Origin of the sequence: Bombella pollinis, from assembly GCF_026385485.1 — a bacterium.
GTDB lineage: Bacteria > Pseudomonadota > Alphaproteobacteria > Acetobacterales > Acetobacteraceae > Bombella > Bombella pollinis.
In genome coordinates this window covers 116376-133400 of sequence record NZ_JANIDX010000002.1, presented here as the reverse complement: position 1 = coordinate 133400, position 17025 = coordinate 116376, and the positions used below count along the sequence as shown (strand labels likewise).

Here is a 17025-nt window from a genome sequence, read left to right as displayed (position 1 = left end):
ATTAGCCATAAGAGAATGGGGGCGGCCTTTTTGTCTCAGCATTTTACAGATGTCTTGTTCACCTTCAGCAATGCGTTGTCTTGGTTACCACCGGCCATCGTATCTATCCTTATGTTGCTGATTGTGGGGTTGGCGGCCTTTTATTTAGGTTATGGGGCTAGTGCGCTCATTTTGCGTATTCCGGGTACGCGTAGCGGGGCGATGATTCGCAATACGGTGAGTGCATTGCGGCGGCCTATGCAGGTGATGGTGACGGTATTTGCGCTCCTCGCCGCCTTACCCGCAGCGACAGGCTTTTCTTACGATCAAGAGCAAGACCTTCGCCTTTTCCTATTCTTTGTGTTGATTTTGGTATTTGGCTTCTCCCTCATCACTACATTTCGCTTAATGTCAGAGGCGTATCTTAACCGTCTGGAGCGGCTAGATTATGCAGATGACATCATGGCGCGTGCCCATCAGACGCAAATTAAAGTATTGCGGCGGCTGGGGGAGATCCTAATTGGCCTTATCACGGTTGCTTCAGCGTTAATGCTCTTTCCTTCGGTGAAGCAATATGGGGTGTCTCTTTTTGCCTCTGCTGGTGCAGCGTCTTTGATTGTCGGTTTATCAGCCCGTGGCTTACTGACGAATCTTATCGCTGGGGTACAAATTGCCATTACCCAGCCTATCCGTATGGAAGATTTGGTGGTGATTAATGGGGATTGGTGCTGGGTGGAGGAGATAACAGCCACCTATGTGGTGCTGCGCGTCTGGGATTGGCGGCGTCATATTGTGCCTATCTCTTATTTTCTTGAAAATCGTTTTGAGAATTGGACTCATAATTCCGCAGCGATTACGGGGGTTGTGTTTCTTTGGTTGGATTATGATGCCCCAATGGATGAAATCCGCGATGTGTTGCGGGAAATCGTACGGGGCTGCCCTTTATGGGATGGCAAGGTGTTTGATGCCCAAGTGTCCGACTGTACAGACCAAGCTATGTCAGTGCGTATCATTGCGAGTGCGCGCAATGCGATGCAGAGCTGGGATTTACGCTGCGATATTCGGGAGAAGGCTATTGCCCATATTCGGGAGCATTTCCCTCAAGCCCTGCCGCGGCGGCGTGTGGCATTTGTCTCACCCGAGACAGGGGCGAAGCTGGACATAACAGACCCCGATACATTACTCTCACCCCCTATACACTGCCCCCCGCCGGGCAGCTATAGGGGGCCGGAGAGTGGGGCTCACTCCGGGTGAGATGATGTCCCTTGCTCGTGAGGGCGCGATGGGGCCATGAGGGAGTTGTGAAATCCATAAAAACGATATGTTAGTACCCCGATGAGGAAATAGCCGACCAAGAGAAGGACAGGCACGGGGTTTCCTCCCAATAGGGCATGCACCATATTAAAGAGCAGCGGTAGAATCATCACAAGGCAGAAGATAATTCCGAGAAGGGGGGTAACACCAATCCAAAAACCGCGAATGCGGATTCCCCCTAAAGGCACGCGGAAAGGGCGTTTAGTTTCAGGTGCGTAATTACGTTGCCAAATGACGGTAAAGCAGACCATGGCAAAGGCAAGGGCCGTACCGAGGGAAACGAGGTCGCTGATAATATCAATAGGGAGGGTCGCCGTCATAAGGGCAATAATCCCGCCCATAATGAAGGTTCCACGCGCAGGGGTACGATAACGGGGATGAATCTCGCTAAAGACGGAGGGGATTAATCCATCGCGCCCAGTGGTTAGCAGGATGCGCGATTGCCCATACATTAAACCTAGCAGCACAGAGGCAAGGCCAATGGTTGCCCCACCATTGACTAACAGCGCAAGCCATGGCTTGCCCATAATTTGCGTGGCCACGGCGAGGGGGTCTGCAACATCAAGCTTAGCGTAAGGGACAATCCCTAATAGAACAGCTGCTACCGCGACATAGATAACGGTGCAGATAAGCAAGCTACCGATAATCCCGATAGGAATATCTCGCGTTGGATTGCGGGCTTCGGAGGAGGCGGTGGAGACGGCCTCAAACCCGCCATAGGCAAAGAAGATAATTGAGGCGGCACGGAAAATCCCTGCCACGCCAAAATGGAAATTCGCTTGAGCAGGCGGGATAAAAGGGACCCAGTTGGCAGGGGTAATATAGCCCACGCCGATAATGAGAAAGAGAAATAACACGCCAATCTTTAACGCTACGATGAGGGAGTTAAAGCGTGCCGATTCTTCCACCCCACGGGCTAATAAGGCCGTCACCAAAATTACGGAGAGAAACCCAATAAGATCGAGCCGCCATCCCGCTGTTAGGGCAGTCCCTTCAGAGCCGGGGACAGGCTGTAGGCTGGTATGGGTTAACCATTGCGGGAGATGGATGTGGAAGATGCCTAATAAGGAGTTTAGATAGCCCGAAAGCCCAGCCGCCACTGCCGTGCAAGAGATGCCATATTCCAACAGCATGAGCCAGCTAATGTTCCATGCCGTGCGCTCTCCCATAGCGATATAAGCATAAGAGTAGGAGGAGCCTGCTACGGGAAAGGTTGAAGCAAGTTCCCCATAACAAAAGGCCGTAAATAAGCAGGATGCTGCGGCAATAAGGAAGGAGAGCAGGACGGCCGGACCTGCATATTCTGCCGCGGCAGTACCCGTCATGACATAAACACCTGCCCCAACGGTCGTCCCCACTCCCATTAGCAGTAATTGGGTGGCTGTTAGGCTGCGTTTAAGCGTCATGGAATCATTTTCCGCCGTGATTTGATCCATCGTTTTCCGCCGTGGATCACGACGTTTCTTAGCGGAGTGACGAGAGTGTTTAGGCATAAGAGTGAGAGGCTATCCAGTAATGGCGTTAGGAGTGATGATTATGAGGGTGATGGGGAGATTTCTGGTTCATAGTCGAGTTATGTCGCCCATAAAAGAGATAAGTGCATACCCCAAGAGCGGCATAGATGATGAAAAAGAGCAATGGGATGAGATTTCCGTTGAGTGTGGAGCGTATAATGTTCAGCCCAAGGGGTATGAGCATACAAAGGCAGAAGAAAATCCCTAATAAAGGGGTAATGCCCAACCAAATACCACGAATATAGATAGCCCCCAGTGGCACTTGGAAGGGACGATGCGCCTTGGGGTCCTGATTACGTTGCCAGATAACGGTAAAGCAGACCATGGCAAAGGCTAGGGTCGTCCCAATGCAAAGGAGGTCTCCTAGGAGGGCGATAGGCATGGTTGCACTCATCACTCCCATGAGGAGGCCGAGCAGAATTGTGGCGAGCCATGGGGTCTTAAACTGGGGATGAATAATGCTGAAGACGCGTGGCAATAAACCATCATGACTAATGGCATGGACCATGCGGGAGATTGCATAAAGCAGCCCAATTAGGACCGAGAAAAGGCCGATGGTTGCCCCTGCATTGATGAGCAAAGCAAGCCATGGCTTATGGATGAGCATTGTGGCAACCGCTAAAGGGTCAGCTCTATCAAGAAGATGGTAAGGGGCTACCCCTAAAAGGACAGCGGCAACGGTTACATAAACGATGGTGCAAATTACAAGGCTACCAATGATGCCGATAGGGACATCACGCGTTGGGTTGCGGGCTTCTGCCGCAGCGGTGGAGACGGTCTCAAATCCGCCATAAGCAAAGAAGATGATAGACGCTGCCCGAAAAATCCCCGCAATGCCGAAATGGAAGTTCCCTTGTGAGGGGGGAATAAAGGGATGCCAGTTGGCAGGGCTTATATAAAACACACCAATCGCCACAAAGAGGGCAAGAACAGCGATTTTGATGCACACAAAAGTCGTATTAAACCGTGCGACAGCTTCAATCCCGCGTATGAGAATGAGGCTGATAAAGAGCATCACAAGCAGCCCCGGTAGGTTGATGTTATGGTGAAATGATAAAAGCCCACTGGTGGAATGAGGAATAGATTGAAAGGTCGTTTGGGTAATAATGGCGGGGAGATGGATGTTAAAGTTTTCCAACAACGAGGTAAGATACCCCGAAAAACCAGCGGCAACAGCCGTGCCAGCAACGCCATATTCCAACAAGAGGAGCCAGCCGATAACCCATGCCATCCTCTCCCCCATGGAGAGATAAGCGTAAGAATAAGCTGAGCCAGATACGGGGAAGGTAGAGGCTAACTCTCCGTAACAAAGTGCAGCAAAAAGGCAGGCCGCTGCAGCGATGAGAAAGGAGAGTAAGACAGAAGGGCCAGCATATTCCGCCGCGGCTGTCCCGGTGATGACATAAACCCCCGCCCCGATAGCCGTACCAACCCCTAAGAGGAGGAGCTGCGTTGCCCCAAGGCTGCGCTTGAGGTTGTGTTGCTTGCCTGTGGCTTGGATTTGGGCAAGAGTTTTGCGGCGGGCTTTATTCATCCATAACGCTCCGAAAACGGTATGATACCGGAATATTTCTTTCATGGCCTTTTAGAGCGCATTTGTAAATTATGAGATGTCTTTTTTCTGCTTTTAGGGGGCGATATAGAGCCATAATCCGCTGCCAATACCGGCAATGAGGCAGTAAAGACCAAAGCCCGTTAAGGTATGTTGGCTCTCCTCCTTAAAGAAGCGCAATAATAAGCGCGAGCAAATAAACGCCGTGATTCCGGCAATGAAGGCCCCTAAGAGGGATTGTTCAATGATAGGGGTGGAGAGGTGAGCATGGCGGAGCTGCCACGCTTCTTTAGCCGTAGCGGCAAGGATAATCGGTTGAGCCATGAGGAGGGAGAAACGTGTGGCTGTAAGATGGTCTAGCCCGCGCATTAAACCACCATTGATGGTTGCGCCAGAGCGTGAGAGGCCGGGGAGCAGGGCAAGACACTGCCAAAAACCTATCGAAAGAGCATCTTTTAGGGTTAGGGAATCAAGCTTAGGTGAATCGTTTTTACTAAAGTGTGTCTGGCGTAAAGCACGGCGGCGCATAGCTTCTGTCGTGATGAGCAAAAGGCCATTGAGGGTAAGAAAACCCGCTACCATAAGGGGGTTGGCAAATATATGGCGGAGATAATGCTCAAATATCCCCCCGATGAACACCGCTGGTAGCGTTGCCACTACGAGCAAACGGCATAAATGTATTGCTTGAGAGCGTTTTTGTGGGGTTTGACGCGGCGTAAAAAGCCCAGAAAGAATCATCCACCAATCGGCCCAAAAGACATGAGCGAGAGCAACCAGTGTGCCAACATGTAACATGGTTAAGAAGGGCAGAAAGAGTGGGCTATGCTCATCCAATGGCCAATGCAACAAAGCAGGAAGGAGAACAGCATGACCCAAGCTGCTGACAGGGAAGGGCTCTGTAATACCTTGGAGGAGGGAGAGGATAACAGCCTGAAATAATGTCATAAAAGGACCATGATGTCGTGCTTCATTACGGAGAAGCGGGGAAAATACGCGTCAACGCTGGTAGGGTGTAAAAGGACATGATAACGTGAATGTGTAATATATTATCAAGCCCTTCATTTCGCCATAATGGTAACAGAAGGTCGATGAGATTTCGAGGTGTCTATGCAGGCAATGATTAAAGGGCGTGGTGGGGCATTTATCGCCAGTAGCTGTGTTCTTATAGCGGCCTGCACGTTCTTGGCCTATGGGCTGGGGCTGCTAAAGGGGCCGGGACGGCATATGGTGGGCTATCATGCTGTTTTTAGCTCCGCAAATGGTCTAGCCAATGGTGCGGATGTAGACCTTGCCGGGGTGACGGTTGGCCGGGTGAAGGCGATTACCCTGAACCCAGAGACAGCCGTTGTGGATGTGTCCTTTGTGGTGGAGGATCGTTTAAAATTACCGTCCGATACGGCCGTTGGTATCGGGGCACCCACTGTGGGTGGGGATAATGCCTTGCAGATAATGCCCGGTAAGGCGACCCAGACTTTACCTGCTGGGGCTGTAATTATGGACGCGCATCCGCTGCTCTCTTTGGAGCAGCAGATTAGCAATTATATCTTCGGTGCGGGGCAGCTTTAAAAAAGCGCGTGGCTTAGTCGTTTGTTGGATAAGAGGCGAGGAGGCGGCGTTGCTTTAACCAAGAACGCAGCGTGCCGAGGATGCCTGAGCTTTTCCACCCTTGTTTGCGTTTTTCAGCCCCAATGAGGAAGGCCTGCCGATAATGGTAGAACTGGGTGAGGTAGGCCTCGGCTAGAGTCGTTCTGCGGTCCCAAATATGGATAGCTTCTGACCCGACACCATTAATTTCGATAATCTGGAAGTCCTTCCCCTCACGCAGGGATTCAGGGGAGAGGACTTTAAGATCAATTCGTCCAAAGTGGAAATCAGGTATATCCTGCACAATGGCGCAGATTCGTTCCTCTAGCGCAGGGGTGATGTCTTGCTTACCGTTACGGAAGATGGACCCTTTGCAATGATTCCCCGCAAAGAGGAGTGAGAGCGTCTCTCCAACAGGCAGAACCTCATTTTCCCGCCCCTTAATACGAGGAAGATATAATTGAGGAATCTGCCCCATGCGTGGGTCGTTGAGGATAAGGTCTTTTAATGTTGAATGTCCATCACCAGTAAGGATGGGAGACTCCTTGTAGGTGAGGGAGGTAATATGGCCTTTTTCATCACGAGGATGCCGAATGTAAAAAACGCCAACTTCCGATGGATAGGGGACAAGCTTTTGCACCATCAACGCCACCCCGGTAGGGAACAGGGGCAGGACATTTTGGAGCATGTCTTGAGAGGTGATGAGCTTTACGCCTGTTCCGTTGCAGCCAATATCAGGCTTCAATACGAAGGGGTAGGTAATCTCTAATGAATCCAAAGCAGCGAGTACCTTTTCGAAGGCCTGAGCGTCATTTTGGATAACACGATAAGGGGCGATGACCTCTTGGGCGATAGGGCCAGCGAGATCGAAGATGGAGCTTTTACTCTCCCCACACAGCCCGCCTGTTTCAATACGAGGGTTAGCCGCGGTAGGGATGGTTAAATCCCCGTAGCGTAACCCCATAAAGAACCAATAAAGTGCAATGGGGGTATAGAAGATTTTGTCAGGCCAAAACTCAAATAGAGAGAGGGAGGAACCATTATGGTCGGACTGAAGGGTCATGATTTGTGACTTCTACGCTGAAGATGACCGATGAAGCGGCCCATCATGAAAATACAGAGTACGAATCCTACAATACCCGCCCAACGCCAGCCGGTTTTATGGGCGAGAAGCCACCCGCTAATATGTAGGGAGAGAAGAAAGAGTAAGCTCGTCCATACTAATGTTGCGGCAATGGCTGTAAGGGCAAACGCACAGAAAGGAGCACGGAAAAACCCGCAAGCCGTGTAAAGTGGCAAGCGCACACCGGGGACAAAACGCGCAATAGCGACAACTGCAATGATGTTGCGGGAGAACCATTTGCGGGCCTGTTCCTCACTCGGCAATGTGAGAAAACGTCTAAGAAATTGCCAATGGCTCCCAGCAAGGCCAAGGCCGTATAATCCAACATCCCCAACAACAACTCCTACATAAAGGCTTAATAAAGCGGCTATGCTGGAAATATTGCCATTTTTAGCAGCAGTGGCCGCTAAGACGGTTGCAACATCCTCTAGGATGAACGTACCAAGGATGATTGAGAACGCCTTCAACCAAAGAGGCTGGGACGCCATAAGAGCATTGAGACGAATCACAAAGAAACGGCCTTAACTATGAAGTGAGCGCGTTGTGGCACGAAATAGATTGTTCTTCAATTCCTACAACGCATGATGTGGGATAAGGTTTTTATAGAGGAAGGGATAGTGTGGGATGGTTAATATGCTAGGTAGACGTAAGCTTTTAGCAACTATGATGGCCAGTACGGTAGCCTCTAGCGTGCCGCTCTGGGGCGCACGGAATGCATGGGCGCGTGGGGATTCGTATCAGGCCTTTTTGCAGGGAGTTCGCCAACAGGCCCTTGCAGAAGATGTCCCCTCTGATGTGTTGAAGGCAGCGTTAGCGTTGACGGCACAGCCGAATCAGGAGGTTTTACGCTTAGACCGTCATCAACCTGAGTTTACAATGACATGGGCGCAGTATCGTCAGCGTGTCATTACCTCATCGCGCATAGAGCAAGGGCGACAGGTTTATCAGCGTGTTAAAGGCACACTCAGCCCATTAGGGGCGCGGTTTGGCAGTGATGAATCGAGCGTTATGGGCATATGGGGTTTGGAGTCCGGCTTTGGGGCTACGCAAGGGCGGTTTAATGTGATCGACGCCCTTGCCACACTCGCTTATGATGGACGCCGGGCCGCCTTTTTTCGGAGTGAATTATTAAAGGCCCTGCATATTCTTGGTCAAAGGGCGATAGCTCCCGCGCGGATGATGGGGAGTTATGCAGGGGCGATGGGGCAACCGCAATTCATGCCGAGTGCTTATCTGCGTTATGGTGCCGATGGTGATGGTGATGGCAAATGCGATATTTGGACCTCTGAGGCCGATGTTTTTGCCTCTATTGCGCATTATTTAGGCCGGTCTGGTTGGCAGCGTGGGGAGCCATGGGGGGAGGAAGTAACGGTTCCCTTGGGAGTTCATGGGCAGTTCCAACAAATTGCTGCAACAAAATCGCGTCACGCTGCCGTTCATCCGGTGGGGACATGGGCGGCGTTAGGTGTCCGGCCTGTGCAGTCATCGCGTTTTTTAGCCCCGCAAGCTGAGGGGAGTTTGCTTCAACCTGATGGGCCTGGTGGACAAGCCTTCCTTGTTTATCGTAATTTCCGAGCGATACGAGCTTATAATCCGTCCGATTATTACGCATTAGCGGTTGGGATTTTAGGTGATTACATTACCCGCTAAGATGTTTTATCGGGTATGGCATGATGGTTTCTAAAAAGAGGGCTTCGCCATTGTGGCAGGGCCTATAGCGCGGGGATTGACGTGCAGACAAGACGTTCTCTTATGGGGGGAGTAGCAGGTTTTTCGGCCTGTTCCTTACTGGCATTATCACGGCTGGGGCACGCTAAAGGGGCCGCGCGGTCAGAGCAAGGGAATCTGGCTGTAAAACAAGCCGTTGCCGCGCATTCGGCGAGTGTTTCGGATTCGGCTACAGGGGATGCCACAACCCCTATGGGGCCGATGCCAACCTCTGCGCGTTGGGCTTATATTCTTGATAGTACGACCAACACCGTATTGCTCAGCCGCAATGCGGAGGAGCGCATGCCGCCATCATCCTTAACAAAAATGATGACGGCTTATGTTGTTTTTGCCTTTCTCGCCTCTGGTCGTATTCGGCTGGAGCAGATGTTCCCCGTTAGTCATAAGGCGTGGCGGATGGAAGGCTCGCGTATGTTCGTGCCGCTGGGGAGTTCTGTCAGCGTGGAGGACTTAATCCGCGGCATGCTCATCCAGTCGGGTAACGATGCCTGCGTGGTCTTAGCGGAGGGGATTGCTGGCTCTGAGGAACGATTTGTCACCTTGATGAATGAAGCCTCCCATCGTATCGGCTTGCATAATTCTCATTTTATGAATGTGACCGGCCTGCCTGCGGATGACCATTATATGTGCGCGCGGGATGTGGCAGCACTGGCCCAACATCTCATCTCTGACTTCCCGCGTTATTATCACTTCTTTGGGGAGAAGGAGTTTACCTTTAATCATATTCGCCAAGGCAACAGAAATGTTCTTGTCGATAAAGGGTTAGCCGATGGTTTAAAAACAGGCCATACGGATGCGGGTGGCTTTGGCCTCTGTGCAAGCTCGGAGCATAATGGGAATCGCATTATTGTCGTCATTAACGGGACTTCTTCTACCAATGAGCGCGCTCATGAAGGGGAACGATTGATGAGCTGGGCGTTTTCTAGCTTTGAGACAGTTAAGTTCCTAAGTCGTGGGCAGGTGGTCGAGCCTAAAGCGGCTGTTTGGATGGGAGAGCATCGCAGCGTGGCCCTTGCCGTGGCAGAGGATGTTAGTTTGACAATCCCTATCGGCTGGTCCTCGAGGGTGCAAATTAGCGTGGATTATCCATCTCCGATTGCTGCACCCGTTGTTGTAGGGCAGAAGTCCGGCCATGTATCGGCTGGGTTGCCCGGTCAGCCGCGTGTATATTCACCGCTTTATACGGTGGATTCTGTGGAGGAGTTGGGCATTGTGGGGCGGCTTATGGCACGATTTGGCCATGCGCCGGAGTAAGCATCCCGGTATTTTCATTACGCTAGAAGGTGGAGAAGGCGGGGGTAAAACTACCCAATCCCACCTTTTGAGTGAGCGTTTGCGGGCGGATGGATGGCGCGTTTATCAAACGCGCGAGCCCGGTGGTACCCCTGCGGCGGAAGCCTTGCGGAATCTTCTCCTTTTTGGCGAGGCGGAGTTTTGCTGGCAGGCCGAGATTATGGCGCATATGGCAGCTAGAGCGGACCATCTCGCCAAAGTGATTCACCCCGCCTTAGCTGAGGGGCAGATTGTGGTGTGTGATCGGTACCACGATTCCACATGGGCGTATCAAGGTTATGGGATAGGCCAGAAGAAGCCGGAGGTTTTAGCCTTCATCAATGCGTTGCGTCAGCTTGTTGGTGGGGAGCCAGACCTGACCTTATGGTTGGACCTCCCTTGTGAGGTCGCTCATAAACGTATCGCACAACGTGGGGGCAAGCTGGACCGTTACGAGGGCCAGCAAGCGGCTTTTCATGAGCGCGTGCGTGAAGGCTTTCAGGCCATGGCTGAGTGCGATTTGGAGCGCATTGTTCGGGTGGATGCAGAGCCTTCAGAGGCAGAGGTACAAGCCCGTTTATATGAGGTTGTGACCCAATATCTCGCCCAAAAGAGGGGAGCATCGTGAGCCTGCCAGAACCGCGACAGGCCGCGCGTTTATGGGGGCATGAAGCGGCTGTACAACGGTTTGAGGAGTCGTGGCAGTCTGGGCGTTTGCATCATGCGTGGTTGATTTCTGGCCCAGCGGGGGTGGGGAAGGCGACTTTGGCCTTTCATCTTGCGCGTAAATTATTGGGGGGGAGTGACCTAAATAGCCCTGCCGGGCGGCGCATCTCCGCTGGTACACATGGGGATTTGTTGGAGATTGCTCGTAAGATTGACCCGCGCAAAGGGCGGTTGAAGGGCGAGATTACGGTTGCAGAGGTCCAGCCGGTACAAACGTTTCTTCATCATACCGCTACAGAGGGCGGGTGGCGCGTTGTGATTGTAGATGGGGTGGAGAGCTTAAATCGCTTTGCGGCGAATGCGCTGTTAAAGATTCTAGAAGAACCTCCCCCTGAGGCTGTGTTATTTTTGACAACATCAGCTCCCGGCGCGTTATTGCCTACGCTGCGGAGCCGTTGTCGGTCTTTAACGCTTTCTGGCTTGGATGAGCAGGCCATGCGGGCCTTGATTCCCGATATATCTGCTGATTTGCTACGCCGCGCTCATGGCTCACCGGGGCGTGCGCTCTTTTTGGCACAAGATCGTGATGGCTTATGCGCGGGCTTGGTTGAGCAAGTGATGGCAGGCACGGCTATGGATTCCGAGATGTGGGAGCGTGTTAAGCAGATTGCGCGCGAAGGGGAGGGCTTTGCCCTTTTTTGTGATTTGTTTAGTGAGGCTTTAGCCACGCAAGCGCGGGATGCGGCGATGGAAGGCAACAGCCTACAAGCCGCAGAGCGGGCGGAGCGTGTTCGTCAGCTAGCGCAACTGCGCCAGCAGACAGAACGCTTTAACCTTGATAAAGCAGAAGCACTCCGAGAAGCCCTTGCTCTAGCCCCCTAAAGGCTGGCAATAACAGGTGGCAGTATAAAGACTTGAAGCGAGATAGGACGGCTTATGACGCGGCGTTTTACCATCACGACCCCCATTTTTTATGTGAATGGCGCGCCACATATTGGCCATGCCTATACCTCTATTGCGTGTGATGTCATTGCACGTTTCCATCGGTTAGATGGCCAAGAGGTGTTGTTTGTCAGCGGGACGGATGAGCATGGTCAAAAAGTGGAGCAAAGCGCAAAAGCGCAGTCTGTTCCGCCGCAAGAGTTTGCCGATCGTATCTCCCAAAGCTTCCGTCAGATGCAGCGTGATATGGCGGTGCAGACTGATGAGTTCATCCGCACGACAGAGCCGCGCCATAAAAAGGCCGCCCAAGCATTATGGGAAAAAGTGGCGGAAAATGGCCATATCTATTTGGATGCTTATGAGGGGTGGTACTCCACACGCGATGAGATGTTCGTGGGCGAGGATGAGATTACCAAACATCCCGATGGCAGCCGGACGGCTCCCTCTGGGGCTCCGCTAGAATGGGTGCGGGAGCCCTCTTACTTCTTCCGCCTGTCTGACTTCCAAGACAAATTATTGGCGTTATATGAGGAGAACCCCGACTTTATCGGCCCTCATGGGCCAAAGCGAGAAGTGATTAGCTTTGTAAAGCAGGGTCTGCGGGACCTCTCCATCAGCCGGACGAGCTTTAAATGGGGCATTGAGGTACCCGGCGATGCGGACCATGTCATGTATGTGTGGTTCGATGCTTTGGCGAATTACCTCACCGCCGTGGGCTATCCTGATATGAAGGACCCGCGGCATGTGCATTGGCCAGCGGATGTGCATGTGGTGGGTAAGGAGATTATCCGCTTCCATTGCATTTATTGGCCTGCCTTCCTCATGGCCGCAGGTTTGCCCTTGCCTAAACGTGTTTTTGCTCATGGATGGTGGACCGTTGAAGGCGAGAAAATGAGCAAATCGCTTGGTAATGTGTTGGACCCCAAAGCCCTTGCTGATGAGTTCGGGCTAGACCAGCTGCGCTTCTTTTTAATGCGGGAAGTCCCCTTTGGAGGGGATTCTAACTTTAGCCGCCGGTCGCTCATTACGCGGATGAATGTCGAATTAGCCAATGACCTCGGCAATCTTGCTCAAAGAACACTCAGCCAGATTGCGCGTAATCTTGATGGTGTGTTGCCAGAGCGTGGCGCATTGCAGGAAGATGATGAGCATATTTTAGCACAAGCTAGCCTTCTGCCCTCTATGACGCGTGATTATATCGGGCGTTTGGCCATTAGTGATGCGTTGGAGGAGATTTGGAAACTCATCCGTGAGGCGAATGCGTATATTGATAGGCAAGCCCCTTGGGTGTTGAAGAAGGAAAACCCCGCCCGCATGGCTGATGTATTGCGCGTGTTGGTCGATGTTATCCGCACAGTGGCGACTTTGCTCCAACCTTATATGCCTGATACGATGGCGAAGATGCTCGACCAGCTAGGGGTTGAGGAGGCTGAGCGTTGTTTTAAAGCGTTGGAAACACCCCTCCCCGGCGGGCGGGTGTTGCCAAAACCGCAAGGGCTATTCCCGCGCTTTGTGGAGGATGAAAAAGGCGCATGAAGGGGCTGATTGATACTCATTGCCATTTGGACCGGCTAGAGGACGTGCCAGCCGCTTTGGAGTTTGCGCGGCATCATGGGTTAGCGGGGATGATTACGATTGGCACGCGCTGGTCAGAGCGGGCGCGCCAACTGGCTTTAACCGCGCATGATAGCCCGGAGCTGCGTGTGTGGTGTGCGTTGGGGACACATCCCGACCATGCCCATGAGGAGGCCCTCCCTAGTCTTGATGAGATGCTCACAGCCCTTGAGGCCCCGCAAGTTGTGGCGATTGGGGAATCTGGGTTGGATTATTTCCACGGGACAGAGGCGGTGAAGCCTGCGCAACAAGCCTCTTTTCGCCGTCATATCGAGGCCGCGCGGGTAACGGGTTTGCCGTTGGTGATTCATACGCGTCAAGCTGATGACGATACGATTGCTATCTTGCGGGATGAGCATGAGAAAGGGGCGTTCCCTTTCTTAATCCATTGTTTTGCCTCTGGGGCGAAGCTTGCTGAGGCGGCTTTGGCGTTGGGGGGGTATCTTAGCTTCTCTGGTCTTTTGACCTTTAAAAAATGCGAGGAAATCCGCGAGGTCGCGCGTCATGCCCCTGAAGATCGGCTTTTGGTGGAGACTGATAGCCCCTTCTTGGCCCCTGTGCCTAAGCGTGGCAAGCCCAATACGCCGGGTTATGTTGTGCATACGGCGCAGCGTTTAGCTGAGGAGCGTGGGATGACGATGGAGCAGCTTGCGGCAGTGACGCGGGCTAATACGCAGCGTCTTTTTACAAAGAGTGCTGCATGAAGGTGACAATCCTCGGTTGTGGTGGCTCGGCCGGTGTCCCGATGATTGGGGGTGCTGAAGGAGCTGCTACGGGGATATGGGGCGTGTGTGACCCTGCTAATCAGCGGAATTATCGGCTGCGCTCTTCTATTGTGATAGAGTATGAGGGGTTTCGTCTGTTAGTCGATAGCGGGCCAGACCTCCGCCAGCAAATGCTTCATAATGGGCTGACGCATATTGATGCAGTCTTTTACACCCATGCACATAGTGATCATATCGCAGGGCTAGATGAATTACGGGCGGTGAATCGTGTGATTGGCCGTCCCATCCAACTGTTAGCGAGCCAGGTGGTATTGAGTGAATTGCGGCAGCGTTTCTCTTACGCTTTTCGCCCGTGGGAGGGCGGTAATTTCTATTGCCCGGCTTTTGACGTACAAGAGGTCCCAGATTATGGCCCCTTTAGTCTTGGCCCTTTAACAGGCCATATCTTCCCGCAGAAGCATGGTTGGACGAGGAGCCTCGGCCTTAGGGTAGGGGATTTTGCTTATTGCACTGATGTTGAGAGCTTCCCCCCTGAATCCCTCACGGTTTTGCAGAATCTATCCATGTGGGTGGTAGGGTGCTTTCAACGGAAGGCTCATCCCTCTCATGGGTGGGTAGGGCGCGTGTTGGAGTGGCGTGAACAACTCCGCCCCCGTCATACAGTCCTGACCCATATGGGGCCGGATATGGATTATGAGTCCCTCTGCCGCTTATTGCCAGAGGATGTAAGGCCCGCATGGGATGGCATGGTGCTGTCCCCTTAAATGTTGCAGCACCATGCATTAGATGATGTTTACTGTCTTAGCCTTATTCTGGCGGATAAGGCTGCGGGTACGTTACTTTGTTAGCGGGGCCGGGTGGTTGCGGGTCATCATATTGACCGCAAGCATTTAGCCCAAACAGCATGCTTCCCCCCACAAGGGCAAGAAGGCTTAGTTTGATGAGTGTCGTACGGATGGAGCGCATCTTACTCTCCTTCTTTATGATGATTAAGGCGTTCTAGCCATGCAGTGGCTTGAGCATGTACATTCTGCGGAGCGGTCCCGCCCTTGCTCGTGCGTGACGCGAGGGAGGATTCAACCGTCAAAACCTCATAGAGAGAGGCATTAATCCCGGGCTCTACAGCCTGCATCTCCTCTAAGGAGAGGTCGGCAAGGTCACAGCCTTTTTGCTCGGCCAAACTCACAAGCCGCCCTGTAACATGATGCGCCGTGCGGAAGGGGAGGCGCAGTGCGCGTACAAGCCAATCGGCAAGGTCTGTGGCGGTGGAGAAACCTGCCCCCGCTAGCTCCCTCATGCGTGCCTTATTGGCTTTGAGGTCCCGAATCATACCTTCCATCGCGGCGAGGGAGAGGGTGATGGCCGTTGTTGCGTCAAAAACAGGCTCTTTATCCTCTTGCGTATCTTTCGCATAAGCGAGGGGTAGGCCCTTCATGACGGTTAGTAAGCCGATGAGGTCTCCCGTAATGCGGCCGACTTTGGCGCGGACAAGCTCCGCCGCATCAGGGTTACGCTTTTGCGGCATGATGGAGGAGCCCGTTGTGAAGGCATCTGAGAGATGCACAAAATTAAACGCGGCAGACGCCCATTGTACAATCTCTTCAGAGAGACGAGAGAGATGCATCGCCTCTAGAGAGAGGGCGGAGAGATATTCCAACGCGAAATCACGGTCAGATACAGCATCAAGAGAGTTAGCTGTAGGGCGGTCAAACCCTAGGGATTGGGCCGTCATCTCGCGGTCGATGGGAAAAGAGGTCCCCGCAAGCGCGGCAGAGCCAAGGGGGCACTCATTCATCCGGCGGCGCGCATCACGCAGGCGAGAGGCATCGCGGGAGAGCATCTCCACATAGGCGAGTAAATGATGCCCAAAGGTCACAGGCTGAGCAACTTGAAGATGCGTAAAGCCCGGCATGGGGGTATCGTGATACTCCAAAGCGCGGCGGGCGAGGGTCCGCATGAGGGCTTCGGTTTGCTCTATGATGCCATCAATGGAATCCCGCACCCAAAGGCGGAAATCCGTTGCGATTTGGTCATTGCGAGAGCGGGCGGTGTGTAGACGTTTACCAGCCTCACCAATGCGCTCAGAGAGGCGGGATTCGATATTCATATGAATATCTTCCAAAGCGGGGGAGAAGGGGAATGTCCCTTCCTCAATCTCCTTACCAATGGCTGCTAAGCCGCTCTGAATCTCGGCTTCTTCTTGGGCTGTAAGTAGGCCAACCTTGCGCAGCATAGCTGCATGAGCGAGCGAGCCGCGAATATCTTGTCGCCAGAGGGTTTTATCAAACCCAATGGAGGCGTTGATTTCCTCCATAATCGCGGCGGGGCCACTGGCAAAACGTCCACCCCATTGGGGGTTGGCAGCTTCGGGAGCGGCTGGTTTATTTGCAGGGGAGGCGTTGCTGGTATTAGGGTGCGTCATGAGGACCGATATGATGAGATACTTAAAGAAGATTCGCGTAGGTGCCGTTTGTTTGGCTCTCCTTACTGTAGCGGCTGTGGGGGTAAGGCACAATTACGCGCAGGCTGATGGATTGCAGAATCTGCAAGAATTGGAGCCAGAGCCCGCTCTCTCTGCCCCGGTGATGCTTCCCGTCACTGGCGTAGCAGGGCAGAAGGCGACCCTCCCATTGCATGAAAATAAGCCTTATATGCTGCATTTATGGGCGACATGGTGCCTGCCTTGCCGGGAGGAATTGCCTAAGCTTGCAGCTTTGTTAAAGGCACATCCCGATCTTCCCATTGTGCCTGTAGCGTTAGATAGTGGGTCAGCAGAGCAAGTAGCAGCGGCCTTGCCCCGCCTGCATGCTGTCGGTTTACCCGTATGGGTCGCAGAGCGTGAGCATGTGCAACCTTTCATCAAAACGGTGAAAGATCCGGGCTTGCCGATGACGCTGCTCATTGATGCAAGCGGTCAGGTGCGGGCTATCTCCGATGGTGGGGTGACATGGGATGAAGCTCAGGCTGCGTCTATAATTCGTAATTTATTGCAGGAGACTGAATGACGCGCGC

17 protein-coding genes are annotated in these 17025 nt (G+C 52.9%); 10 read left to right on the top strand and 7 right to left on the bottom strand.

Annotated features, from left to right (window positions below; translation table 11 throughout):
• Positions 1–30: 30 nt before the first annotated feature.
• Entirely contained in the window at positions 31–1233 is a 1203-nt protein-coding gene (locus NQF89_RS02575) for a mechanosensitive ion channel family protein (RefSeq protein WP_155573269.1), read from the top strand.
• On the opposite strand, the gene NQF89_RS02570 is transcribed toward NQF89_RS02575, so the two are convergent.
• Genes NQF89_RS02570 through NQF89_RS02560 form a run of 3 tightly spaced genes read right to left on the bottom strand, consistent with a single transcriptional unit; the run spans position 1221 to position 5304 of the window.
• Positions 1221–2786 (bottom strand): amino acid permease, encoded by a 1566-nt coding sequence (locus tag NQF89_RS02570; RefSeq protein ID WP_155573268.1) that lies wholly within the window; start codon positions 2784–2786, stop codon positions 1221–1223. The genes NQF89_RS02575 and NQF89_RS02570 overlap by 13 nt on opposite strands.
• Before the next feature lie 28 nt (positions 2787–2814).
• Entirely contained in the window at positions 2815–4386 is a 1572-nt protein-coding gene (locus NQF89_RS02565; RefSeq protein ID WP_266137438.1) for an APC family permease, read from the bottom strand.
• Positions 4387–4434: 48 nt separating this feature from the next.
• Complete coding sequence (locus NQF89_RS02560) at positions 4435–5304, bottom strand: undecaprenyl-diphosphate phosphatase (protein WP_266137437.1); 870 nt, start codon at positions 5302–5304, stop codon at positions 4435–4437.
• A 162-nt stretch (positions 5305–5466) separates the two neighbouring features.
• On the opposite strand from NQF89_RS02560, the gene NQF89_RS02555 reads away from it, so the two are divergent.
• Positions 5467–5925, top strand: coding sequence for an MlaD family protein (locus NQF89_RS02555; protein WP_155573266.1), 459 nt, complete (start codon positions 5467–5469; stop codon positions 5923–5925).
• Between the two features lie 13 nt (positions 5926–5938).
• Here the strand turns inward: NQF89_RS02555 and NQF89_RS02550 are convergent, their stop codons facing one another.
• Positions 5939–7006 (bottom strand): ATP-grasp domain-containing protein, encoded by a 1068-nt coding sequence (locus NQF89_RS02550; protein WP_155573265.1) that lies wholly within the window; start codon positions 7004–7006, stop codon positions 5939–5941.
• Entirely contained in the window at positions 7003–7575 is a 573-nt protein-coding gene (locus NQF89_RS02545) for a DedA family protein (RefSeq protein WP_266137436.1), read from the bottom strand. The genes NQF89_RS02550 and NQF89_RS02545 overlap by 4 nt, the downstream gene beginning before the upstream one ends.
• Positions 7576–7699: 124 nt before the next feature.
• Between NQF89_RS02545 and NQF89_RS02540 the strand changes: the two genes are divergently transcribed.
• The 7 genes from NQF89_RS02540 to NQF89_RS02510 all read left to right on the top strand — a co-directional run bounded on the left by NQF89_RS02540 (position 7700) and on the right by NQF89_RS02510 (position 14777).
• Complete coding sequence (locus NQF89_RS02540; protein WP_155579380.1) at positions 7700–8716, top strand: lytic murein transglycosylase; 1017 nt, start codon at positions 7700–7702, stop codon at positions 8714–8716.
• Between the two features lie 102 nt (positions 8717–8818).
• Entirely contained in the window at positions 8819–10048 is a 1230-nt protein-coding gene (locus NQF89_RS02535; RefSeq protein ID WP_266137498.1) for a D-alanyl-D-alanine carboxypeptidase family protein, read from the top strand.
• Entirely contained in the window at positions 10035–10694 is a 660-nt protein-coding gene (tmk, locus tag NQF89_RS02530; protein WP_155579379.1) for a dTMP kinase, read from the top strand. Before NQF89_RS02535 ends, tmk begins: the two co-directional genes overlap by 14 nt.
• A 2-nt stretch (positions 10695–10696) precedes the next feature.
• A complete protein-coding gene (locus NQF89_RS02525) occupies positions 10697–11614 on the top strand; it encodes an AAA family ATPase (RefSeq protein ID WP_266137497.1) in 918 nt (305 codons plus the stop codon).
• A gap of 54 nt (positions 11615–11668) precedes the next feature.
• Entirely contained in the window at positions 11669–13210 is a 1542-nt protein-coding gene (gene metG, locus NQF89_RS02520) for a methionine--tRNA ligase (protein ID WP_155573262.1), read from the top strand.
• Entirely contained in the window at positions 13207–13992 is a 786-nt protein-coding gene (locus NQF89_RS02515) for a TatD family hydrolase (protein WP_155573261.1), read from the top strand. The genes metG and NQF89_RS02515 overlap by 4 nt, the downstream gene beginning before the upstream one ends.
• Positions 13989–14777, top strand: a complete 789-nt coding sequence (locus tag NQF89_RS02510) for an MBL fold metallo-hydrolase (RefSeq protein ID WP_155573260.1) — start codon at positions 13989–13991, stop codon at positions 14775–14777. Before NQF89_RS02515 ends, NQF89_RS02510 begins: the two co-directional genes overlap by 4 nt.
• A 43-nt stretch (positions 14778–14820) precedes the next feature.
• Here NQF89_RS02510 and NQF89_RS02505 read toward each other — a convergent pair whose 3' ends face one another.
• Positions 14821–14979: a hypothetical protein gene (locus NQF89_RS02505; protein WP_196424597.1), complete on the bottom strand. Its 159-nt coding sequence runs from the start codon at positions 14977–14979 to the stop codon at positions 14821–14823.
• A 1-nt stretch (position 14980) separates the two neighbouring features.
• Positions 14981–16435, bottom strand: a complete 1455-nt coding sequence (argH, locus tag NQF89_RS02500; RefSeq protein ID WP_155573259.1) for an argininosuccinate lyase — start codon at positions 16433–16435, stop codon at positions 14981–14983.
• A 10-nt stretch (positions 16436–16445) separates the two neighbouring features.
• Between argH and NQF89_RS02495 the strand changes: the two genes are divergently transcribed.
• A complete protein-coding gene (locus tag NQF89_RS02495) occupies positions 16446–17018 on the top strand; it encodes a TlpA family protein disulfide reductase (protein ID WP_196424596.1) in 573 nt (190 codons plus the stop codon).
• Positions 17019–17025 lie beyond the last annotated feature (7 nt).